The organism is Streptomyces syringium (genome assembly GCF_017876625.1).
In the GTDB taxonomy this organism is placed as follows: Bacteria; Actinomycetota; Actinomycetes; order Streptomycetales; family Streptomycetaceae; genus Streptomyces; species Streptomyces syringius.
In genome coordinates, this window is record NZ_JAGIOH010000001.1 from 1,184,430 (window position 1) to 1,205,512 (window position 21,083).

A 21,083-nucleotide genomic window follows, 5' to 3' on the forward strand; every position below is an offset into this window, starting at 1 on the left:
GACGGTAACAGGACGGGTCATGGCCACCCATCACATTTCAGCCAGAATGGCGACTATGCATGGCCAACGCTGGACGGTCTGTTCCCGGCTGCCTACAGGGTGTGCCCGCGCGCCCGGCCGCCATCGAACAGCCGCACGACGCAGGGGCGATTGAACCGAAAATGCACGTCGCCCTCGGGCATGACATCCGGCCTCCACACGACTCCTGTAGCCTGCCGCGTTCTGTCCCGACAGCCCCAGCCCGCTCCGGACCGATCCTGATGGAATCTTGACATCCGAACGTACTCACGTCGGCCGGCCCCGTGCAGTTCCGCACATTCTCGCCATCATGTGCCCCTCCGGCGGCATCGACGGCGCGCGCCGATCCGCGCGCGCCGCCAGCCACAGCACCGCGAGGCCCGCGGTCATTCCGCGGCGCCGGCCCGGGGAGCGGGATCCGGCCGCGACGCGGACGCCCTTCAGCGGCCCGGCGCCCCGTCCTCCCACGGCCAGCGGGCGTGCCGCCCGGCCTCCAGCAGCGGGATCATCCGGAACGCGGCGTCGGTGAGGCCGCCGAGCGCGTGCCGACTGCCGCTGCCCGACGGCATGGCCCCGGGGCGGTAGCCCGCCATGTTCCACATGTACACCGGCACATCACCGGGGATCAGATCGTCGATCCGCGTCTCGGGCAGCCCGCCGTGGTTCGCGCAGTTCGACGGCAGCCAGCCGGGGCGGGTCTGTTCGTCCGTCACCACGACCACCCGGTCGTGCCGGTCGTAGTGCTTCTTCACGGCCGTCGGGATGTCCGTTCCGTCGATCCGGCCGAACTCCCCGACGAGACGGAGCATGCTGCCGCCCTTCGGCACCCGCACCTCCGCGCTGCGCATCCCGAACTCGACGAGCGTCGGACTCTCGGCCCGCAGCGCCAGCCCGGCGCCGAAGACGGCGGCCTGCTCGGCGAGCGTGATGTCGGACCGGTTCGGCGTGGAGTACCAGGCGCCGGGGAACATCGACGGCGACCGGTCGACGAGGATCAGCGTCCGGCCGGACAGGGCGGGCAGGTTGGCGAGCGAGGCGTCGAGGGCCCGCTCCAGGCCGTGTGCCCAGCGCAGCGACTCCGTGTGCCTGTACGCAGCCCAGAACCGGAAGGGCAGCATCCGGGACTTCGCGATCTGCTCCGGGTCGCGCAGCCGCGCCACGATCCGCTCCGCGGCCGCCTCGCCCACCCCGGCCTCGTCGAAGTTGCGGAGGTTGCGGACGAGGGCCATGAGCCCCATGGAGGGAATGACGGATTCCCACGCGGCGGCGTCCATCGGCCCCTGCAGCCAGCCCGCGAGGGCCTCCCACGTCATGCCCGCGCCGTCGAGCGGATTGCCCTCCCCCGCGTCCAGGAGCAGCTTCCGCCGGCTCTCCACCGGCACGGCCATCAGCTCGGCGCGCCGGCGCAGCGTCGTCAGCGACGCGGGGATCGCCTCGTCGCGGCCCTTGCGGCGGTCGAGGGCATGCCGGAACAGGTCGCCCTGCCAGGGCTTGTCGGCGGCGGGCGCCGGGTGCACGAGGTTGAGGACGTCGCCGAAGCGGTAGCCCTTGGCATCCGTGTCGTACTTGAGCAGCGCGCGCTCGGTGTACAGGCGGCGGACGGCGTCGGCGATGCCGCGCTTGACGGGCTTGGGCAGATTCCGCCCGTACCGGCTCGTCCAGTAGCCGAGCAACTCGCCCGGCTCGTCGGCCCGCTGGAGCACCGCGTCGACCGCCTGCCGCGAATATCCCGGGGCCTGCCGGCGGATCCGCTCGGCGGTGAACTCGGCGGCGCCGACGAGGGCGGCGGTGCGCATGCTGCCCGGACCCCGCAGCCAGCGCAGGAAGTCCACGGTCCACCCGGGGTCCGTCATGGCCAGTTCGCGGACGAGCCGGGCGTAGCGGTCGTCCCGCTCGCCGGCCTTCTCGTAGAAGGTGTCGGTGCCGACGAGATTGCCGACGGCGAGGAGGAAGAGCTCGCTCTTCGCCGGGCGCGCGTACCCCGCGGCCCCTTCGTACGTGCGCGTGGAGGGGCTTTGTTCGCTGACGACCGGCGACGTCGCGGCGGGGCGGGTGGTGCGGGTGTTGAAGCGTGCCATGAAAAATCCCCCCACGGCGGAGGGGAGGCACGACAGCGGGGCCCGGCGGTATCCCGCCGGGCCCCGCTGTCGTGCCTCCCGAGATCAAGGACGGGGCCGGTGCTTTCATCACAAGAAGGAACCGGACCCTGCGCACCGGGAGGTGCGTATCGGGTCGAGGTGTCCAGAGATCAAGGTCGGCGATCGTGACAAAGCGCTCTGGGCCGCTGAGCCACCGGTGTCCGAACACACCGACCGGGATTCGAACCCGGGTCTCTCTCTGGGAAGGAGAAGTAACGATCACCTGTCGCACCTGGACGGACACCACTGTAATGGCGGACGCCGAGGGCGCAACGTCATTTGTTTCCGGGCCTCTTCCTGGCCGGCTCAGCGGATCGGCACGCCGGAGACCGCCCGGGCGATCACCAACCGCTGGATCTCGCTCGTTCCCTCAAAAATGGTGTAAATGGCCGCATCGCGGTGCATGCGCTCCACCGGGTACTCCCGCGTATAGCCGTTCCCGCCCAGGATCTGCATGGCCTGGGCGGTGACCGTCTTCGCCGTCTCCCCCGCGAAGAGCTTCGACATCGAGCCCTCCGCCGAGGTGAAGGACTTGCCCGTGGCGGCCATCCAGGAGGCCCGCCAGACCAGCAGCCGGGCCGCGTCGATCCGGGTGCGCATGTCGGCGAGCTGGAAGGCGACGCCCTGGTTGTCGATGATCGGGCGGCCGAACTGGACGCGGGTGCGGGCGTAGTCGAGGGCGACCTCGTACGCGGCGCGGGCGATGCCCACGGCCTGGGCGCCGACCGCCGGGCGGGAGGCCTCGAAGGTGGCCATCGCGGCGTTCCGGCCGCGCTCACCGCCCTTCGCGGCACGTTCGCGGGCCCGGGCCAGGCGCTCGTCGAGCTTCTCCTTGCCGCCCAGCAGACAGTGGCCGGGGACCCGGACGCCGTCGAGGACGACCTCGGCGGTGTGGGAGGCGCGGATGCCGTGCTTCTTGAACTTCTGCCCCTGGGACAGCCCCGGGGTGTTCGGCGGGACGATGAAGGAGGCGTGGCCGCGGGAGCCGAGCGCGGGGTCGACGACCGCGACGACGACGTGGACGTCGGCTATGCCGCCATTGGTCGCCCAGGTCTTGGTGCCGGTCAGCACCCATTCGTCGGTGGCCTCGGCGTAGACGGCCCGGGTGCGCATGGCGGCGACGTCCGAGCCCGCGTCGGGTTCGGAGGAGCAGAAGGCCGCGAGCTTCACATCGTTCGCGTCTCCGTACATCTGCGGCACCCAGGTGCCGATCTGCTCGTCGGTGCCGTTGGTGAAGACACCGATCGCGGCGAGACCCGTCCCGGCGATCGCGAGGCCGAGACCCGCGTCACCCCAGAAGAGCTCCTCCAGGGTCATGGGGATGCCGAGCCCCGTGGGGTCGAGAAACTGCTGCGCGTAAAAATCCAGTGAATACAGGCCGATCTTCGCCGCTTCCCGGATGACGGGCCAGGGGGTCTCCTCGCGCTCGTCCCACTCGGCGGCGGCCGGGCGCATCACGTCGGCCGCGAAGCCGTGGATCCAGTCACGGACGCCCACTTGATCCTCGTTCAGCTCCATGGTGAACTCCGCCATGACCCCTCCAACGCGATCGTTACTCCCGGTAACGCGAGTCTGTTACCCGTCAGTAGGCGTGTCAACTCCCTCGCCCCTCGGATCCGCTGCGTGGTGCGGGTGTTACGTTGCGCAGGCGTCACAGAAGCACGGGGGCGGGGAGGCACGTCATATGGAAACCACTCAGCGGGACGATCAGCAGCGGGCGGCGGAGCAGCGGCGCAGGGAATTGCTGGAGGCTGCGGACCGGGTGGTGCTGCGGGACGGTCCGGGGGCGTCGATGAACGCCATCGCGGCCGAGGCGGGGATCACCAAGCCGATCCTCTACCGCCACTTCGGGGACAAGGGAGGGCTCTACCGGGCCCTGGCCGTACGGCACACGGACGCGCTGCTGGACGGGCTGCGCTCGGCGCTGGACGCGCCGGTGGCCCGCCGCGAGCGGGTCGAGTCGACGCTCGACGCCTATCTCGCGGCGATAGAGGCGCGCCCCCAGGTGTACCGGTTCCTGATGCACCCGGCCGACGAGGACCAGCCCTCCGAGCAGGGCTTCGACGTGGGGCGGCACTCCGCTCCGCTGCTGCGGCGGATGGGCGAGGAGCTGGCCCGGGTGATCGCCGAGCGGGTCGACCTCGGGCCGGGCGGCGAGGACCTCGCACGCACCTGGGGCCACGGGATCGTCGGCATGATGCACGCGGCCGGCGACTGGTGGCTGCGCGAGCAGCCGTTCCCGCGCGCCCAACTGGTGCGGCACCTCACCGATCTGCTGTGGGGCCGGCTGGCCGTGGCGGGCGACCGCTCGGACGGCCCCGGCTTCTGACCCCCGGGGCCGCCCGGCCCGGGGTCCCTACGCCTCGGTGCGTACGGATCCGGGGCGGCCGGGGCGGCCGGAGCCGGTACCGACGGACGTGTCCGCCGTCGCGCTCCAGGCCGATTCCGCCGTACCCGGCTCCCACCACGGCGCACGCCGCGCGGCCCGCAGCGCACGGCGGCGGCGCAGCCCGGTCACGTGGTCGATGTAGAGCCCGCCGTCGAGGTGGTCGCACTCGTGCTGCAGACAGCGGGCGAAGAAGCCGGTGCCGCTGACGCGCGTGGGCGAGCCGTCGGCGGTGAAGCCCTCCACGACGGCGTGGTCGAAGCGCGGGGTGCCGGCTTCGAGGCCGGGCAGCGAGAGACAGCCCTCGGGGCCGGGAAAGACGTCACCGTCGGCCGTGACCAGCCGCGGATTGACGAGGTGGCCGAGGTGGCGGCGGTCCTCGTCGTCCGGGCAGTCGTAGACGAAGACGCGCAAGGGGACGCCGATCTGGTTCGCGGCGAGGCCCACGCCCCGGGCCGCGTACATCGTCGCGTACATGTCCTCGATGAGTTTCGCGAGCTCGGCGCCGAAGTCCGTGACCTCCTCGCAGGGGGTGCGCAGGCCTTGATCGCCAAGCAGCCGCATGGGTCGTACGTGTCCGGAGCTGCCGGGGATGAGACCTTTTCGCATCCCCCCAGCGTACGTTCACCGGACGGCGGGTTCGGGCCCACGGCGGGATCTCGATAGGCTGCACCCCGACCGAAGCCTCCCGGCTGGCGATTCGGCGCGGAGGGGGCGTTCCACCGGCGGACCAGGGACAGGCGCGGCGCCGGATGCAAGGAGGATCTAGGACGATGGCAGGCAACACGGGGCCGCTGTCGCCGCGGGCCAAGCTGGCCGTGACGGCGGGCAAGGCTGCTGCGGCGGTGTCGCGAGCCGCGGGCCGCGGCAGCGGATCAGTGATCGGTGGAAAGGTCGCGCTCAAGCTCGACCCCGATCTGCTGGCGCGGCTGGCGACCCACCTGGACGTGGTCCTGGTGTCGGCGACGAACGGCAAGACGACCACGACCCGGCTGATCGCCGAGGCACTGCGGGCCAGCGGCCCGGTGGTGTCCAACGCGCTGGGCGCGAACATGCCCGCGGGCATCACCTCGGCCCTGGCCGGTGGCTCGGACGCGCGCTACGGCGTGATCGAGGTGGACGAGAAGTACCTGGCGGGAGTCGCCCGGGATGTCTCGCCCAAGGCCATAGCGCTGCTGAACCTCTCGCGCGACCAGCTCGACCGCGCCGCGGAGACGCGGATGCTCGCCGAGAAGTGGCGCGAGGGTCTGGCGGGCACGAAGGCCGTGGTCATCGCCAACGCCGACGACCCGCTGATCGTATGGGCCGCCTCCTCCTCGCCGAACGTGGTGTGGGTGGCGGCCGGTCAGGAGTGGAAGGACGACGCCTGGTCGTGCCCGTCGTGCGGTGGCGTCATGCAGCGCCCGGGCGACGACTGGTTCTGCGGCGAGTGCGGCTTCCGCCGCCCGACCCCGAGCTGGGCGCTGTCGGGCGACTACGTCCTCGACCCGCACGGCAGCGCGTGGCCCATCCACCTTCAGCTGCCGGGCCGGGCCAACAAGGCGAACGCCACCACGTCGGCGGCCGTCGCGGCCACCTTCGGGGTGCCGCCGCAGGTGGCCCTGGAGCGGATGTACCAGGTGCAGGCGGTCGCGGGCCGGTTCGACGTGGTCACCTACATGAACCGCGAGATCCGGCTGCTGCTGGCGAAGAACCCGGCCGGCTGGCTGGAGACGTTCTCGCTGATCGACGGCCCGCCCGCACCGGTGATCCTGTCGGTGAACGCGCGGGGTGCCGACGGCACGGACACCTCCTGGCTGTGGGACGTGGACTATCCGCGGCTCGCGGGGCACCCGATCTTCGTGATCGGTGACCGCAAGCTGGACCTCGCGGTGCGACTGGAGGTCGCGGGCCTGGACTTCCGGGTCTGCGAGAGCGTCGACGAGGCGGTGGCGGCGGCGCCGCCCGGCCGGATCGAGCTGATCGCCAACTACACCGCGTTCCAGGACGTCCGCCGCCGCGTCGGCAACTGACCCCACTCAAGACTGAGGATTGTGAGCATGAGCCAGAACAGTCTGCGTTTGGTGTGGGTCTACCCCGACCTGCTCAGCACCTACGGCGACCAGGGCAACGCCCTGGTCCTGGAGCGGCGTGCGCTGCAGCGGCGCCTGGATGTCCAGCGCGTGGACGTACGGTCCGACCAGCCCATCCCGACCTCCGGGGACATCTACCTGATCGGTGGCGGTGAGGACCGGCCGCAGCGGCTGGCGGCCGAGCGGCTGCGCCGCGACGGCGGTCTGAACCGGGCCGTCGCCAACGGCGCGATCGTCTTCTCGGTCTGCGCCGGTTACCAGATCCTGGGCCACGAGTTCATCAACGACCTCGGCCAGCGCGAGCAGGGCCTGGGTCTGCTGGACGTCGTCAGCACCCGCGGTGAGGGCGACCGGTGCGTCGGCGATGTGCTGGCCGACATCGACGCGCCGCTCGGCCTGCCGCCCCTGACCGGTTTCGAGAACCACCAGGGCGTCACCCACCTCGGCCCGACCGCCCGCCCGTTCGCCCGGGTGCGCTTCGGCCAGGGCAACGGCACGGGTGACGGCACCGAGGGCGCGTACAACGAGACGGTCTTCGGTACGTACATGCACGGCCCGGTCATGGCCCGCAACCCGCACATCGCGGACCTGCTGATCAAGCTGGCCCTGGATGTCAACGCCCTGCCGCCGGTCGACGACCGGTGGTACGACGCGCTGCGCGCCGAGCGGATCGCGGCGGCCAGCCAGCCCGCGTAACGGCGCAGGCGCCGTGCGGGCCCCGCGAGGGCCCGCACGGCGACCGCATGATGGATGGTCGCGGCCCCCGTCACCCCTCGCGAGTAGGGTGGCGGGGATCCAGCCGGACGACGGGGTCCGGCCTCAAGGCCCCTGTTGCGAAGGTTCCCTGTCATGCGCATTGGTGTACTCACCTCCGGCGGCGACTGCCCCGGACTCAACGCCGTCATCAGGTCCGTCGTGCACCGAGCCGTCGTCGACCACGGCGACGAGGTCATCGGCTTCCACGACGGCTGGCGAGGTCTGCTGGAAGCCGACCACCGCAAGCTGGACCTGGACGCGGTGGGCGGCATCCTGGCCCTCGGCGGCACGATCCTCGGCTCCTCCCGGGTACAGCCCGCCCAGTTGCGCGACGGCGTCGAGCGGGCCAAGGGGCATGTGGCCGAGCTCGGTCTGGACGCCGTCATCCCGATCGGCGGCGAGGGCACGCTGAAGGCGGCCCGGCTGCTGTCGGACGCCGGACTGCCCATCGTGGGCGTCCCCAAGACCATCGACAACGACATCGCGTCGACCGATGTGACCTTCGGCTTCGACACGGCCGTGGGCGTGGCCACCGAGGCCCTGGACCGGCTGAAGACCACCGCCGAGTCACACCAGCGGGTGCTGATCGTCGAGGTGATGGGGCGGCACACCGGGTGGATCGCCCTGCACTCGGGCATGGCCGCGGGCGCGCACGCCATCGTCGTGCCGGAGCGCCCCTTCGACATCGACGAGCTGACGAAGGTGGTCGGGCAGCGCTTCGACGCGGGCAAGCGGTTCGCGATCGTGGTGGTCGCGGAGGGCGCCAAGCCGCGCGAGGGCACGATGGCCTTCGACGTCGGCGCCACGGACGTCTACGGCCATGAGCGGTTCGCCGGTGTGGCCCGGCAGCTGGCCGTCGAGCTGGAGGGGCGCCTGGGCAAGGAGGCCCGGCCGGTGATCCTCGGCCATGTGCAGCGCGGCGGTACGCCCACGGCGTACGACCGGGTGCTGGCGACGCGGTTCGGCTGGCACGCGGTGGAGGCGGCGCACCGGGGGGCGTTCGGGATGATGACCGCCCTGCGCGGTACGGACATCACGCTGGTGCCACTGGCGGCGGCCGTCGAGCATTTGAAGACCGTGCCGCAGGAGCGGTACGCCGAGGTCGAGTGCGTGCTGTGAGCTGACTCCCACGCCTTTTCCCGACCGTTCCCGGGCAGCTCACGGGGCATGTGCGCGACAGCCGCCCCCGGCCGGAGTCCCGGCCGGGGGCGGCTCTACTCTGGTCCCGGCGCATTGGTGCGAAATGGGAGAGAGCGGATGGATCACAGCGGGCACGGCATGATGATGGATCTGCCGCCGTTCACCCTGGGACGGGGTCTGGAGTTCAGCGGCGATCCGTTCTTCATGATCAGCTGCTTGCTGGGGCTGGGCCTGTACGGCTGGGCCGTGGTGCGGCTGCGGCGGCGGGGTGACGCGTGGCCGGTCGGCCGTACGGTCGCCTTCGTGCTCGGTGTGCTGACGGTCGCGCTGGTGATGTGCACCAAGCTCAACGAGTACGGCATGGTCATGTTCAGCGTGCACATGGTGCAGCACATGGTCATCAGCATGCTCTCGCCGATCCTGATCCTGCTCGGTGCCCCGGTGACACTGGCCCTGCGGGCGCTGCCGGCGGCGGGGCGCGGGCGCAAGGGGCCGCGCGAGTGGCTGGTCGCGCTGCTGCACAGCCGCTACATGCGGATCATCACGCACCCGGCCTTCACGATCCCGCTGTTCATCGCGAGCCTGTACGCCCTGTACTTCACCCCGCTCTTCGACTTCCTGATGGGGAGCAAGACCGGGCACATCGCGATGATGGTGCACTTCCTCGCCGTGGGTCTGGTGTTCTTCTGGCCGATCATGGGCGTCGACCCGGGCCCGCACCGGCCGGGATACGTGATGCGGATGCTGGAGTTGTTCGCCGGCATGCCCTTCCACGCCTTCTTCGGCATCGCGCTGATGATGGCCTCGGAGCCGATGATCGGCACGTACACGAACCCGCCGGCCTCGCTGGGCATCGACCCGCTGTCGGACCAGCAGGCGGGCGGCGGCATCGCCTGGGCGTTCAGCGAGATCCCCTCGGTGGTGGTGCTGATCGCCCTGGTGTACCAGTGGTACCGCTCCGACCAGCGCCAGGCACGGCGCTCGGACCGGACGGCGGACCGCGACGGTGACAAGGAGCTGGCGGCCTACAACGCGTATCTGGCCTCGCTGCGCACGCGGGAGCAGTGAGCGGGCGGCGCCGGCGGTATGGCGGTACGGACCGCGGCCGGGAGACGATGGTCTCCTGGCCGCGGTCCGCGCGTTCACGCCTGTCGGTATCGACGTCGGGGCCGCCGTGAGGAGGTGCGGGGCATGCCCGGATCGACGAGGACGATGGCGGGGCTGACGGTGGGCGGGCTGGTCGTGGTGACCGCCTATTCGGTAACCCTCGGCAGCAATGGCTGGCTGTGGTTCACCTGGGTGGTGCTGATGCTGGTGACCCTGGGGGCACTGGCGGCCCGGGGGTCGTGAGCGCCCCGGACAGGTCTTCCTAGAACCGGAAGACGTGTCCGGTCGCGGATTCGAGGGCGCAGGCGTTGGGGAAGGTCTTGCGCCAGTGGACGGCACGGCCGTGCCAGGTGCCGTCGGCGCCGGCGGTGACCGGGTCGTACTCGCGCGTGCACAGGTGCCGGTCGCCGGTCAGGGCGCCGGGGTCGCCGTGGGCCCGCTTCAGGCTCGCGCAGGCCTCGCGTGCGTGGGGGTGGTGGCCCGGCCCCGGGCAGGCCAGCTGGAGGCCGCGGATCCAGGTGTCGCGGGCGCCGGAGACGGTCAGGAAGAGCCGTCCCTGACCCGGCTCGTCGGCGGCTGCCGGGGCCAGGGGGAGGATGGTCAGCGCGGCGGCCGTCGCCACGACCACGGCGGTACGTACGGACATCGGTGCCTCCTGGGGCGCGGGCGCGGGAGTGCCCCCGTCCAGGCCACCCGCCCGGGCCGGGGCCGGCAAGCTGCCGCACCGGCCGGTAGGCCGGGTGGCGGCGCACGATCACCCGGTCGGCGGCCGCGGCACGCGAAAAAGACATGGCCGAAAATCGGCCCGCCCCGTACGCTCGGCGCTCCGTAATGATCATCGCAAGGGAACCATGACAAGGAATCGCATATGAGCGCCCGGCTGCGCGGCATCGCCAAGGAGACCGAGGAGATCGTCGCGACCGGTGGCTACACGTCCCCCGCCGGCCGGACCGTCGGCCTCGCGGAGGCGATCGGCCGGGCGGTACGGGGGACCCGGCTGTACGGGCCGGAACCGGTGGCCGTGCCGGAGCCGGGCGACGGGGCGGCCGGGGCGACGGTCTTCGAGGTGACCGCCGAGGGCAGCCTGGACGCCGCGCGCCGGATGGCGGCCGGCGGCACGGTCGCGGTGCTCAACTTCGCCTCCGCCCGCAACCCCGGGGGCGGCTACCTCAATGGCGCGCAGGCCCAGGAGGAGGCGCTGTGCCGCGGCTCGGCGCTCTATACGTGCCTGCGCGAGGTACCGGAGTTCTACGCCGCGCACCGGGCCGACCCCAGCCCCTTCTACAGTCACCGCGTCATCCACTCCCCCGGCGTGCCGGTGTTCCGCGACGACCGGGGCGCCCTCCTCGAGACGCCCTTCACGGCGGGGTTCCTGACCTCTCCCGCCCCCAACGCCGGCGTGATCGCCCGCCGGGAGCCGGAGCTCACGGCACGCGTCCCGGCGGCCCTGGCCGTCCGGGCCGGGCAGGTGCTGGAGGTGGCGGCGGCGCACGGCTACCACCGGCTGGTGCTCGGCGCCTGGGGCTGCGGGGTCTTCCGGAACGACCCGGCCCACGTCGCGGCCGCGTTCCACGGCCATCTGACCGGTGAGGGCCGCTTCGCGGGACGCTTCGAGCACGTCGTCTTCGGCGTTCTGGACCGCACCGCCGACTCCCCGACCAGGGCGGCCTTCGCGAGGGCCTTCGCTCCGCGGGGGCGTTGACTCCTCCGGCGGAGGGTGGCGGCGGAAGAACGAGCCGGGCCCCGCTCTCCCCTCGTCCTGAGGGAAGACCGGGGCCCGGTCCCGTGTGGTCGTCGCCCGCCTTACTTGGCGGCGGCGGCCTTCGGCGGCTCGGGGGTGGCGTGCGGGGCGCACGTCACGTCCTTGGCGTCGAGCTTGCCTTCGATGAGGTAGGCGTCCACCCGGTCGTTGATGCACGGGTTGACCAGGCCGACGACGCCGTGCGAGCCGGCGCCCTTCTCCGTGATCAGACGCGAGCCCTTGAAGCGCTTGTGCAGCTCGACCGCGCCCACGTACGGCGTGGCGGCGTCACGGTCGCTCTGGACGATGAGCGTCTGGGGCAGACCCTTGTGCGTGGCGACCTCGAGGGGGGTGCCCTGCTTGGACTTCCAGGTGGCACACGGCAGGTTCATCCAGGCGTTCGCCCAGGTCATGAACGGCGCCTGCTGGTGGATACGGGTGTTGTCCCGGTCCCACTTCTTCCAGCTGGTGGGCCACTTGGCGTCGGCGCACTCGACCGCGGTGTAGACGGCGTTGCCGTTCTCCTTGGCGGCGTTGCCGACGGTGTCGGAGAGGTCCGGGCCCGCCGCCTCGACCAGGGCCTTCTCGTCACCGGCGAGGTACTTGCTCCAGGTCTCGGCGACCGGGACCCACGCGGAGTCGTAGTACGCCGCGTCCTGGAAGAAGCTGATCAGCTCGGCCGGGCCGACGACCCCGCCGATGGGCTTCTTCTTGGCGGAGGCGCGCAGCTTCTCCCACTGCTTCTGGACCTTGGCCTGGGTGTTGCCGAGGTGGAAGGTGCCGTCGTGCTGGGCGACCCACTTCGTCCAGTCCTTGAAGCGGCCCTCGAAGGCGACGTCCTGCTCGAGGTTGGCCTCGTACCAGATGTTGTCCTGCGCGGGGTTGACGACGCTGTCGACGACCATGCGGCGGACGTGGCTCGGGAAGAGCGTGCCGTAGACGGCGCCGAGGTAGGTGCCGTAGGAGATGCCCAGGAAGTTGAGCTTCTTCTCACCGAGGGCGGCGCGGACGACGTCCACGTCACGGGCGGTGTTCATCGTGGTGAGGTGCGGGAGCAGCTTGCCGCTGCGCTCGTGGCAGCCGTCGGCGTACTCCTTGGCCTTCTTGCGCTGGGCGCGCTTGTCGGCCTCGCTGTCGGGCACCGGGTCGGCCTTGGGGGCCGACACGAACTTCTGCGGGTCAGTGCAGGAGATCGGGGCGGAGTGGCCCACGCCGCGCGGGTCGAAGCCGACGAAGTCGTACGCCTTCGACGTCTTGGTCCACAGCGGGTTCTTGGTCGTGACCCGCCGCGGGAACTTCATGCCGGAGCCGCCGGGGCCGCCGGGGTTGTACAGGAGGGCGCCCTGGCGCTCGCTCGCCTTACCGGTGGAACGGACCCGGTCCACCGCGATCTCGATGGTGCGGCCGTTCGGCTTGGTGTAGTCGACCGGGACGGTGACGAAGCCGCACTGGATCGGCTTCTCCAGGCCCCAGGCGGCAGGACAGTCCTGCCACTTGATGCCCTTCTTCGCCGCCTTGGCGGCGGCGATCTGCACACCCTTCGCCTCGGCCGCGCCGCCCGGTACCCGCTCGCCGGCGTCGGCCGCCGGTGCGGCCAGGAGCCCGGCGACGAGTGCGGCCGTCACCGCGGTGCCGGCCGCACCGAATATTGCTGTAGGTCTCACGTGGTTTTCCCCCTGCTGATGCGCCGCGTACGCGCTGATGCGCCGCGACGATGATCACGGAGCTGCAGGGGGATCCTTTCGCCTCCATTGCCACAAAGGACAGGTCGCACGGACGTTCTTTACTAATCTGTAAGGATGACGAAACCCGGGGTGGCACCTGTGGCGCCGGCAGCCCCCGGTTCACCAAAACGCCCGTACCCCGTCATCTCCGTCGAAGACGGCCGCAACTCCCGCATCCAGCAGCCTTCGTAGCCGCAGCGCGTCCGGGGCCACCGCGCTCACCACGACGGCGGGCCCGGCGAGCGGGGTGAGCGCGGCGGTCGTACCGAGGAGGCGGGGCCGCACCGGGTGTTCGGCGAAGGCCGGGTCCACGACGAGGAGTTGCCCGACGGCCCGGTGCCCGCCCAGCACGGCGCCCCCGTCCCAGCCGGGTGCCCCGGGCCCGTACGTCAGCTCCTGGTCGAACAGCGGGCGGCCCGCGCGGCGCACGGTCAGCCGGGCGGACAGCCGTCCGGGGTCCTCGCCCGCGCGGCCGAGCACCTGCTCCTCGCGGAGCACCAGACGGGCCGTCGGGGCGAGTTCGACGCGGGTCGTCGTCCGCAGGTCGCTGCCCCGGGCGGAGATCAGCTGTTCGGGGAGCCAGCGCAGCGTGGCGCCGTCACCGACGTGGATCCGGGTGTCGTACGCGGCGGGCGCCCCGGTGCGCCCGGGCAGGGCGATGGTGGCGGCAGTCGTCGAGAACCGCAGGGCGGCGCCGTCCGCCACCTCCACGGTGAGGCCGAGCAGATCACCGCCGAGGGGCGCGCTCATGGCCCCCACGAGGCGCACATGGGCCTCACGCCCCTGCGGCCGCAGCCTGCGCAGCGCGAACGGCCCCGCGCCGTCCAGCGTGGGAAGCCCCGTGCCGCCCCGGCCGTCCGGCGCCGCGACGACGTGCGCCGCGGCCCGCAGCCCGGCGTCCACCGCAGGACCCGCGGCGAGGGACGTCACGGCGAGACCGCGGCCCAGCCGGCCAGCCGCTCGCGCACCCAGTCGGACACCGGCCGTACGCCGCCCTCGGCGACGAGGGAGGTGAAGACGACGGGCAGGTCGCCGCGTTGGGCCTTGGCGTCGCGGGCCATGCCCTCCAGGTCGACGCCGACGTAGGGCGCGAGGTCGGTCTTGTTGACGACGAGGAGATCGGCGGTGGTCACCCCGGGGCCGCCCTTGCGGGGGATGTCGTCGCCGCCGGCCACGTCGATGACGAAGATCTGCGCGTCGACGAGCCCCTTGGAGAAGGTGGCGGTGAGGTTGTCGCCGCCGGACTCCACCAGGACCAGGTCGAGCGGCCCGAGGGCGTCCTCCAGGTCCTCGACGGCTTCGAGGTTGGCGGAGATGTCGTCGCGGATCGCGGTGTGCGGGCAGGCCCCGGTCTCGACGGCGGTGATCCGCTCGGGCGGCAGCACGGCGTGCCGCAGCAGGAATTCGGCGTCCTCGCGGGTGTAGATGTCGTTGGTGACGACGGCGATGGACAGCTCGTCGCGCAGCAGCCGGCACAGCGCGGCCACGGTCGCGGTCTTCCCGGACCCGACGGGCCCGCCGAGCCCGATCCGCAGGGCACGGCGGGTGCCGTCGGCGCGGCGGGGGTCCGCCGCGCCGTAGGTGTGGCGGTGGGGGTAGGCGTCGGGGTGGTCGAGATGCATGGTTCCTCCGGAGGTTTCGGTGGTTGACCGCGCTGCGCGCGGCGTCCTCAAGCGCCGGACGGGCTGGAAGTTCCGCCGGTCCGGCGAGACTTCCGGTCCGGGCCCGGGCAACAATCCAGCCCGTCCGGCAATTGAGGACCGGGGTCCGGGGCGGAGCCCCGGTTGCTTACGAGGCGAACAACCGCACGGGCCACGCCGCATGCTGCTCGGCGGCAATGTCGAGCAACGGCGCGGCCGGAGCCGGTAGCGCGTCGAGCCCCTCGTACCCGGCGCGCCGCGCCGCCGTCGCGGCCTCGTGCGCGACCCGGTCGAGTGCGGGCGCGAGCCCGGCCAGGACGGCGGTCGCGTCGAAGGGGTCCAGGCTCAGCAGCCGCACGGCCGCCGTGGCCGGCCCGCTGACCGCTTCGTATCCGGCGGCGTACGCGGCGTCCAGCGGGGTGAGCCCGGCCGCGCGGGCGGCGAGGCCGAGGACCACGGGCTGGTGGGCGCCGCGCGGCCGGGCCGCGGCGAGGGCGTCGAGGGCGGGTGACGGCCAGGCCGCCCGTGCGGCCCGCATCATCTGGCGGCCGAGTCTGCGCGCGGCGGCGCGCAGGGCGGGCGAGGGGGTGCGGGCGTCGGCCGCGTCGTCCAGGTCGAGCGGATCGAGCCCGGCCGTCGCGGCGGCGGCCAGCCCGGCCGCGGTGAGACCGGCGGTGTGCAGCCGCCCCCGGCAGAACACCTCCAGCGTGGCCGCGTCGCGGATCCGCCCGGCCTTGACGGCCGCCTCGGCCCCGCCGGAGTGCGCGTGGCCCCCGGCGGGGAACCGCCCGTCGGCGAGGACGAGCAGGGCGGCGCGGGCGGCGGGTGACCCCGCGGCACCCGGGTCGTAGGAAGGGGTTCCCATGATCAGAAGAGGAAGTACCGCTGGGCCATCGGCAGTTCCGCCGCGGGCCGCGGATCGACGGGATCGCCGTCGATGGTGACGGTGAAGGTGTCGGGGTCGACTTCGACGTGCGGGCGGGCGTCGTTGTTGCGCATGTCGGCCTTGCCGACGCCCCGTGTGTCCCGGATCGGGACGAACCTCTTGCCGAGGCCCAGCCGTTCGGGGAGACCGTCGTCGAGGGCCCACTGGGTGACGAAGTTCAGCGAGTTGGCGGCGGGAGCCCGGCCCGTCGCGCCGAACATGGGGCGCGGCAGGACCGGCTGCGGGGTGGGGATGGAGGCGTTGGCGTCGCCCATCTGCGCGTAGGCGATCTGGCCGCCCTTGATGACGAGCTGTGGCTTGACGCCGAAGAACGCCGGGTCCCACAGCACGAGGTCGGCGAGCTTCCCGGCCTCGACGGAGCCGATCTCGTGGTCGAGCCCCTGGGCCACGGCCGGGTTGATGGTGTATTTGGCGACGTAGCGGCGGGCCCGCGCGTTGTCGGCCGGGCCGTCGCCGGGGAGGGCGCCGCGCCGTTTCTTCATGACGTGCGCGGTCTGCCAGGTGCGCAGCACGACCTCGCCGATGCGTCCCATGGCCTGGGAGTCGGAGGAGATGATCGAGATCGCGCCCAGGTCGTGCAGGAAGTCCTCGGCGGCGATGGTGCCGGGCCGGATGCGGGACTCGGCGAAGGCCAGGTCCTCGGGGACGGCCGGGTTGAGGTGGTGGCAGACCATCAGCATGTCGAGGTGTTCCTCGACGGTGTTGACGGTGTGCGGCCGGGTGGGGTTGGTGGAGCTGGGCAGGACGTTCGGCTCGGAGACGACGGTGATGATGTCGGGTGCGTGGCCGCCGCCCGCGCCCTCGGTGTGGTAGGCGTGAAGGGAACGCCCGGCGATGGCGGCGAGGGTGTCGCCGACGAAGCCGGCCTCGTTGAGCGTGTCGGTGTGGATGGCGAGCTGGGCGCCGCTCTCCTCGCAGACGCTCAGACAGGCGTCGATGGCGGCGGGGGTCGCGCCCCAGTCCTCATGGATCTTGAAGCCGACGGCGCCCGCGCGCAGTTGGGCGCGCATGGAGTCGTAGCTGACGGTGTTGCCCTTGCCGAGCAGTCCGAGGTTGACGGGGTACCCCTCCATCGCCTCGAACATCCGGGCGAGGTGCCAGGAGCCGGGGGTGATGGTGGTGGCCTTGCTGCCCTCGGCGGGTCCCGTCCCGCCGCCGAGGAGGGTGGTGACACCGGAGGCGAGGGCCGCGTCCACGGACTGCGGGCAGATGAAGTGGACGTGGGCGTCGATGCCGCCGGCGGTGAGGATCTTGCCGTTGCCCGCGATGATCTCGGTCTCGGGGCCGATGACGAGGTCGGGGTGGACGCCGTCCATGGTGTCGGGGTTGCCGGCCTTGCCGATGCCGGTGATCCGGCCGTCGCGCAGACCGACGTCGGCCTTGACGACGCCCCAGTGGTCGAGGACGACCGCACCGGTGATGACGGTGTCGGGGGCGCCCTCGGCGCGGGTGACGCGGGACTGCCCCATGGACTCGCGGATGACTTTGCCACCGCCGAAGACCGCCTCGTCTCCGGCGTGGCCCGGCCCGCCGGAGCGGTCCTCCTCGATCTCGACGAGAAGGTCGGTGTCGGCGAGCCGGATGCGGTCACCGGTGGTCGGCCCGAAGAGATCGGCGTAGGCGACGCGGCTGAGTTCAGACATCGAGGGGGCCTCCGCACTCGCCGCGCAGTCCCTCGACGATGCGCTTGCCGCCGATGGGGACGAGGCCGACCTCGACGGGGATGCCCGGTTCGAAGCGCACGGCGGTGCCGGCGGCGATGTCGAGGCGCTTGCCGTGGGCGGCCGCCCGGTCGAAGTCCAGGCCCGGGTTGGCCTCGGCGAAGTGGTAGTGCGAGCCCACCTGCACGGGCCGGTCGGCGGCGTTGAGGACGATGAGGCGGGTGAGGGGGGAGCCCTGGTTGAGGCGTACGGGCTCGGCGGCGTGCAGGATCTCTCCGGGAATCATCCGCGCGTCTCCCCCGGTCATCCGATGGGCTCGTGGACGGTGACGAGCTTCGTACCGTCGGGGAAGGTGGCCTCCACCTGGACGTCGTGGATCATCTCGGGGATGCCGCTCATGACCTCGTCGCGGGTGAGCACCTTGCGTCCGGAGGACATCAGCTCGGCCACGGTACGGCCGTCCCTGGCGCCTTCGAGGATGTGCGCGGTGATCAGCGCGACCGCTTCGGGGTGGTTGAGGAGCAGTCCGCGCGCCCGCCGGCGCTCGGCCACGTCGGCGGCCACATGGATGAGCAGGCGTTCCTGTTCATGCGGGGAAAGTTGCATGCGTCCCACCTCACTGACGAACCAGGACCTCCCTACCGAACACGGTGGAGGCACACCTGAGTTCTACACACTGTTGACCTGGGCTTCTTCTCCCGAAGGCCTGGGATTGCAGATTAGGGCGCAAGCTTTTCCAACGCGTTAACTGACTCTTTGCAAAGCCGTGGCCAGAGGTCACCGGTGGTGGGTCGCCGGCCCTCTCAGTGCCGCGGCGGCGCGTCGGGGGCCCGGTGCTCGGCGGCGATGCCGAACCGGCCCCGGTCCTCGGCCACGGACGGCAGGGTGCGCATGGTGGAGACCGTGCTGATCACCTGCTCCTCGGCCCCGGTCTCCGCCCCGGCCTCGCTCTCTTCGAGCCGCTGCAGGTCAGCGGCGGACACCAGGGCGACCAGCGGCTTCCCGTGGCGCGTGACGACCACCCGCTCACCGCCGTAGACCACGCGGTTGATCAGCTCCGCCAGCTCGGCGCGGGCTTGCGTCACAGGAATTTCGTAGGCCATGCCCACCAGCTTAATTGCCTGCCCCGATGTCCGCGGGATCCCTGGAAAGCAGGGAAATACCAGGTCAGAGGCTTCGGGCCGGCCCTCGCGCGCAAAGTCCGTACACCGCGGGGACCGGCTGAGCGCTTCCCGGCCCCGGCCGGGAAGCGCTCAGCCCATGATGTGTCGCCCCTTACTCAGACGAGTTCGGGCTGCGGTTCCGGTTGCCGCACCGGTGCGGCCTTCGGTTCCCACAGTTTGGTCGTCCGCATATAGCCGTAGACCACGGAGACCATCGCCAGCAGGACCAGCGGTCCGAACACCCACGGGTATTCGGCCATCTCCATCGACAGATAGCGGTACGACACCAGGAGCGCGGCGAAGACCGCGGTGCCGTAGCCGACCAGCTGGATTCCCGACCGGTCCCAGCCACGGTCGAGTGCGCGCAGCGCCGCCTCGATCGTGAACGCGAACACCACGCCGGCCACGATGTCCGCGCCGTAGTGGTAGCCGAATCCCAGCGTCGCGCCGAGCGTGGCTATCAGCCAGAAGGTGCCCGCGTAGCGCAGAACGCGGGGGCCCCTGCGGGAATGGATGAAGATCGTGGTGGCCCACGCGGTATGCAGGCTGGGCATGCAGTTGCGGGGGGTAATCTCGTCGAACGGCATCCCGTGCGGGGCGGTGATCGGCGGCGGCGTGTTCGGCCACAGGTCGGCCACCGCCCAGTGCCCGCCGTCGGCGCCGTAGGCGAAGATCGGTCCGACCACCGGGAAGATCATGTAGATGGCCGGGCCGAGGAGGCCGATCACCAGGAAGGTGCGCACCAGATGATGGCCCGGGAAGCGGCGCTCGGCCGCCACGTGACGCAGCTGGTACAGCGCGACGATGACCGCGGCCACCGCGAGCTGGATGTAGACGTAGTCGAGAACGTGCTCACCGACCGTGCCGGTGGCCTCGACGATCCGGCCTGCCAGCCACGACGGGTTGCCGAGCGCGTGATCGGCGGTCGCCACGTACTGGTCGAGCACCTGCGGGCGGGTCTTCGACGTGATGAGCAGCCAGGTGTCGCCGGTCTTGCGGCCGGCCACCAGCAGCAGGCCCAGCCCGACGCCCTTCAGCAACAGGACACGCTCACGGCCGGTGCGGCGCGTGACAGCGATGACGGCGCAGGCCAGAATCACCCACAGCGCGCCGTTGCCGAACATCATCTTGGCGTCGACCGCCCACCGCACCAAAAAGAAGGCGATGTCGATACCGACCGCGGCACCGGCCGCGATGAACCGCTCCCGCCAGGTGAGCACCACCATCATCAGCGCCATGCTGGCGTACAGCAGCGGCCCGGATTTGGGGGCGAGCACCACCTCTTTCACCTGGTTGGTCATCGGCCCCGGCAGGCCGTAGCCCCGTGCGGCGATCTCCAGCGCGATGAGGAATCCGAGGCCCACCACAACCACCGTGGCCCACAGGATCACCCGTGGTTGGCGCCACGGGACGGACGCAATTCTTCGGTTTATTCGCGAGAAAAACCGTGATGCTATAGATATCAATTGTTTGGCCGATGTGTTAGACGTTAGCTAAATAAAGCGACCCTTCGCGCCGGATACCATGATTTTCCGGTGAAGGACGGGCGATGACGGCAATCGTCGTGAGCTCGAACATGCTATCGGAGCGCTGTGGGGCGGCTTCGCCGGTCACGGCCCGCCCGGCGGCTCGGCGTCGCGATCAAGGATTTCGACCGGCGCGCGAGCCGAGAACTCCGAAGACGTGCGCCTCAGCCGGCGGCCAGCGTGCGGTCGAGAAGGGGAAGCAGACGGTCCCAGTGGCGCCGCAGCCCGGAGGGGTCGAACGCGTCGGTGTCGGCCATGGTGAAACCGTGCAGGGTGCCGGGGTAGACCTCGGTGGTGTGCGTGACACCCGCGGCGTCCAGGGCCTGGCGGAGCTCGCCGATGGTCTGGGGCGTCATGTCGTTCTCCGCGAGACCGAGGTGGACCTCGGCGGCGAGCTCGGGGATGTCGCGGTGCGGGCTGTCCGGCGCGTCGGTGACCAGGAAGCCGGGGTGGAATCCGGCGACGGCGGCCACCCGGCCGGGGTGGGCCGTCGCGGTGCGCATCGCCAAGGCGGCGCCCATGCAGTAGCCGATCACGGCGACCGGTCCGGCACCCACCTCGGGCTGGGCGGTGAGGAATCCGAGGTAGGCGTCGGCATCGCGCAGGACACGCTCGGAGGTGTGCGCCTTGACCAAGGGCATCAGCCGCTCGAAGACCGCCGGCCGGACCTCTTCCCCGATGTGCCCGGGAAGTTCGATCACCGGCGCCGGGCCGTGCCGGTAGTAGAGGTTGGGGACGAGCACGTAGTACCCGTGCCCGGCCAGCTCGCGGGCCATCTCCTCCAGCACGGGCCGCACGCCGAAGGCGTCCGGGTACAGCAGCACCCCCGGGTGCCGCCCGCCACCGTCGGGAAAAGCGGCGAAAGCGTCGGCCTGGCCGTCCGCGGTGGGAATCTGCAGAGACTTGGTGGGCATGGCGGATCATCCTTCCTTGCCCCGATGCCCGCGCACAAGGGTTGAGTCAACGACGGGCCGGGGCCCACCACCCCGGCACCGCCGCGCTCACGCCCAGAGCGAAACCACGTCCGATCCGTTGCCGCGCCGAGCCGCGCTGAGCCATGCTCAT

21 protein-coding genes are annotated in these 21,083 nt (G+C 71.6%); 7 read left to right on the forward strand and 14 right to left on the reverse strand.

The window, feature by feature from the left end; genetic code table 11:
* Positions 1-458 precede the first annotated feature (458 nt).
* Together JO379_RS05175 and JO379_RS05180 are read right to left on the reverse strand one after the other, a co-directional pair.
* Complete coding sequence (locus JO379_RS05175) at positions 459-2,096, reverse strand: TROVE domain-containing protein (protein WP_209514126.1); 1,638 nt, start codon at positions 2,094-2,096, stop codon at positions 459-461.
* Positions 2,097-2,462: 366 nt separating this feature from the next.
* On the reverse strand, positions 2,463-3,689 hold the full coding sequence (locus tag JO379_RS05180; protein ID WP_209514128.1) for an acyl-CoA dehydrogenase family protein: 1,227 nt from the start codon (positions 3,687-3,689) through the stop codon (positions 2,463-2,465).
* 151 nt (positions 3,690-3,840) lie between these two features.
* Between JO379_RS05180 and JO379_RS05185 the strand changes: the two genes are divergently transcribed.
* Entirely contained in the window at positions 3,841-4,485 is a 645-nt protein-coding gene (locus tag JO379_RS05185) for a TetR/AcrR family transcriptional regulator (protein WP_130876543.1), read from the forward strand.
* A gap of 27 nt (positions 4,486-4,512) precedes the next feature.
* Here the strand turns inward: JO379_RS05185 and def are convergent, their stop codons facing one another.
* Entirely contained in the window at positions 4,513-5,151 is a 639-nt protein-coding gene (gene def / locus JO379_RS05190; RefSeq protein WP_209514130.1) for a peptide deformylase, read from the reverse strand.
* 164 nt (positions 5,152-5,315) lie between these two features.
* On the opposite strand from def, the gene JO379_RS05195 reads away from it, so the two are divergent.
* The 5 genes from JO379_RS05195 to JO379_RS05215 all read left to right on the forward strand — a co-directional run bounded on the left by JO379_RS05195 (position 5,316) and on the right by JO379_RS05215 (position 9,860).
* On the forward strand, positions 5,316-6,554 hold the full coding sequence (locus tag JO379_RS05195; RefSeq protein WP_130876545.1) for a MurT ligase domain-containing protein: 1,239 nt from the start codon (positions 5,316-5,318) through the stop codon (positions 6,552-6,554).
* Between the two features lie 27 nt (positions 6,555-6,581).
* Positions 6,582-7,310, forward strand: a complete 729-nt coding sequence (locus JO379_RS05200; RefSeq protein ID WP_130876546.1) for a type 1 glutamine amidotransferase — start codon at positions 6,582-6,584, stop codon at positions 7,308-7,310.
* A 153-nt stretch (positions 7,311-7,463) separates the two neighbouring features.
* On the forward strand, positions 7,464-8,489 hold the full coding sequence (locus JO379_RS05205; protein WP_130876547.1) for a 6-phosphofructokinase: 1,026 nt from the start codon (positions 7,464-7,466) through the stop codon (positions 8,487-8,489).
* Positions 8,490-8,627: 138 nt separating this feature from the next.
* Positions 8,628-9,578 carry a cytochrome c oxidase assembly protein gene (locus JO379_RS05210; RefSeq protein WP_130876548.1) on the forward strand — a complete coding sequence of 317 codons (951 nt, stop codon included), beginning with the start codon at positions 8,628-8,630 and terminating at the stop codon, positions 9,576-9,578.
* A gap of 123 nt (positions 9,579-9,701) precedes the next feature.
* Positions 9,702-9,860 carry a hypothetical protein gene (locus JO379_RS05215; protein ID WP_165451482.1) on the forward strand — a complete coding sequence of 53 codons (159 nt, stop codon included), beginning with the start codon at positions 9,702-9,704 and terminating at the stop codon, positions 9,858-9,860.
* 19 nt (positions 9,861-9,879) lie between these two features.
* On the opposite strand, the gene JO379_RS05220 is transcribed toward JO379_RS05215, so the two are convergent.
* Positions 9,880-10,263 carry an SSI family serine proteinase inhibitor gene (locus JO379_RS05220; RefSeq protein WP_209514132.1) on the reverse strand — a complete coding sequence of 128 codons (384 nt, stop codon included), beginning with the start codon at positions 10,261-10,263 and terminating at the stop codon, positions 9,880-9,882.
* Between the two features lie 222 nt (positions 10,264-10,485).
* Here JO379_RS05220 and JO379_RS05225 point away from each other — a divergent pair, with 222 nt between their 5' ends.
* Positions 10,486-11,319, forward strand: a complete 834-nt coding sequence (locus JO379_RS05225) for a TIGR02452 family protein (protein ID WP_209514135.1) — start codon at positions 10,486-10,488, stop codon at positions 11,317-11,319.
* Between the two features lie 101 nt (positions 11,320-11,420).
* On the opposite strand, the gene JO379_RS05230 is transcribed toward JO379_RS05225, so the two are convergent.
* The 10 genes from JO379_RS05230 to JO379_RS05275 all read right to left on the reverse strand — a co-directional run bounded on the left by JO379_RS05230 (position 11,421) and on the right by JO379_RS05275 (position 20,932).
* A complete protein-coding gene (locus JO379_RS05230; RefSeq protein WP_130876551.1) occupies positions 11,421-13,022 on the reverse strand; it encodes an alpha/beta hydrolase in 1,602 nt (533 codons plus the stop codon).
* A 180-nt stretch (positions 13,023-13,202) separates the two neighbouring features.
* Complete coding sequence (locus JO379_RS05235; protein WP_307841901.1) at positions 13,203-14,012, reverse strand: urease accessory protein UreD; 810 nt, start codon at positions 14,010-14,012, stop codon at positions 13,203-13,205.
* Positions 14,009-14,704, reverse strand: a complete 696-nt coding sequence (gene ureG / locus JO379_RS05240) for an urease accessory protein UreG (RefSeq protein WP_130876552.1) — start codon at positions 14,702-14,704, stop codon at positions 14,009-14,011. The genes JO379_RS05235 and ureG overlap by 4 nt, the downstream gene beginning before the upstream one ends.
* Positions 14,705-14,870: 166 nt before the next feature.
* Positions 14,871-15,587, reverse strand: a complete 717-nt coding sequence (locus tag JO379_RS05245; protein WP_130876553.1) for an urease accessory protein UreF — start codon at positions 15,585-15,587, stop codon at positions 14,871-14,873.
* A 2-nt stretch (positions 15,588-15,589) separates the two neighbouring features.
* Complete coding sequence (locus JO379_RS05250) at positions 15,590-17,311, reverse strand: urease subunit alpha (protein WP_130876554.1); 1,722 nt, start codon at positions 17,309-17,311, stop codon at positions 15,590-15,592.
* Positions 17,304-17,615, reverse strand: a complete 312-nt coding sequence (locus JO379_RS05255) for an urease subunit beta (RefSeq protein WP_130876555.1) — start codon at positions 17,613-17,615, stop codon at positions 17,304-17,306. Before JO379_RS05255 ends, JO379_RS05250 begins: the two co-directional genes overlap by 8 nt.
* A gap of 17 nt (positions 17,616-17,632) precedes the next feature.
* The gene (locus JO379_RS05260; RefSeq protein ID WP_130876556.1) at positions 17,633-17,935 is read right to left on the reverse strand and encodes an urease subunit gamma; all 303 of its coding nucleotides are present in this window, start codon (positions 17,933-17,935) and stop codon (positions 17,633-17,635) included.
* 197 nt (positions 17,936-18,132) lie between these two features.
* Positions 18,133-18,432, reverse strand: a complete 300-nt coding sequence (locus JO379_RS05265) for a type II toxin-antitoxin system Phd/YefM family antitoxin (RefSeq protein WP_130876557.1) — start codon at positions 18,430-18,432, stop codon at positions 18,133-18,135.
* Positions 18,433-18,608: 176 nt separating this feature from the next.
* Complete coding sequence (locus tag JO379_RS05270) at positions 18,609-19,913, reverse strand: phosphatase PAP2 family protein (RefSeq protein WP_372449133.1); 1,305 nt, start codon at positions 19,911-19,913, stop codon at positions 18,609-18,611.
* A 269-nt stretch (positions 19,914-20,182) separates the two neighbouring features.
* The gene (locus tag JO379_RS05275) at positions 20,183-20,932 is read right to left on the reverse strand and encodes a dienelactone hydrolase family protein (protein ID WP_130876559.1); all 750 of its coding nucleotides are present in this window, start codon (positions 20,930-20,932) and stop codon (positions 20,183-20,185) included.
* Between the last annotated feature and the right edge of the window lie 151 nt (positions 20,933-21,083).

Excerpts from the sequence above, each read along its gene's own strand:
- JO379_RS05250 (WP_130876554.1), bottom strand. The coding sequence starts at position 17,311 with ATGTCTGAACTCAGCCGCGTCGCCTACGCCGATCTCTTCGGGCCGACC.
- JO379_RS05205 (WP_130876547.1), top strand. The coding sequence starts at position 7,464 with ATGCGCATTGGTGTACTCACCTCCGGCGGCGACTGCCCCGGACTCAAC.
- JO379_RS05215 (WP_165451482.1), top strand. The coding sequence starts at position 9,702 with ATGCCCGGATCGACGAGGACGATGGCGGGGCTGACGGTGGGCGGGCTG.
- JO379_RS05200 (WP_130876546.1), top strand. The coding sequence starts at position 6,582 with ATGAGCCAGAACAGTCTGCGTTTGGTGTGGGTCTACCCCGACCTGCTC.
- JO379_RS05260 (WP_130876556.1), bottom strand. The coding sequence starts at position 17,935 with ATGCAACTTTCCCCGCATGAACAGGAACGCCTGCTCATCCATGTGGCC.
- JO379_RS05275 (WP_130876559.1), bottom strand. The coding sequence starts at position 20,932 with ATGCCCACCAAGTCTCTGCAGATTCCCACCGCGGACGGCCAGGCCGAC.
- JO379_RS05245 (WP_130876553.1), bottom strand. The coding sequence starts at position 15,587 with ATGGGAACCCCTTCCTACGACCCGGGTGCCGCGGGGTCACCCGCCGCC.
- def (WP_209514130.1), bottom strand. The coding sequence starts at position 5,151 with ATGCGAAAAGGTCTCATCCCCGGCAGCTCCGGACACGTACGACCCATG.
- JO379_RS05220 (WP_209514132.1), bottom strand. The coding sequence starts at position 10,263 with ATGTCCGTACGTACCGCCGTGGTCGTGGCGACGGCCGCCGCGCTGACC.
- JO379_RS05210 (WP_130876548.1), top strand. The coding sequence starts at position 8,628 with ATGGATCACAGCGGGCACGGCATGATGATGGATCTGCCGCCGTTCACC.
- JO379_RS05265 (WP_130876557.1), bottom strand. The coding sequence starts at position 18,432 with ATGGCCTACGAAATTCCTGTGACGCAAGCCCGCGCCGAGCTGGCGGAG.
- JO379_RS05175 (WP_209514126.1), bottom strand. The coding sequence starts at position 2,096 with ATGGCACGCTTCAACACCCGCACCACCCGCCCCGCCGCGACGTCGCCG.
- JO379_RS05180 (WP_209514128.1), bottom strand. The coding sequence starts at position 3,689 with ATGGCGGAGTTCACCATGGAGCTGAACGAGGATCAAGTGGGCGTCCGT.
- JO379_RS05225 (WP_209514135.1), top strand. The coding sequence starts at position 10,486 with ATGAGCGCCCGGCTGCGCGGCATCGCCAAGGAGACCGAGGAGATCGTC.
- JO379_RS05255 (WP_130876555.1), bottom strand. The coding sequence starts at position 17,615 with ATGATTCCCGGAGAGATCCTGCACGCCGCCGAGCCCGTACGCCTCAAC.
- ureG (WP_130876552.1), bottom strand. The coding sequence starts at position 14,704 with ATGCATCTCGACCACCCCGACGCCTACCCCCACCGCCACACCTACGGC.
- JO379_RS05195 (WP_130876545.1), top strand. The coding sequence starts at position 5,316 with ATGGCAGGCAACACGGGGCCGCTGTCGCCGCGGGCCAAGCTGGCCGTG.
- JO379_RS05185 (WP_130876543.1), top strand. The coding sequence starts at position 3,841 with ATGGAAACCACTCAGCGGGACGATCAGCAGCGGGCGGCGGAGCAGCGG.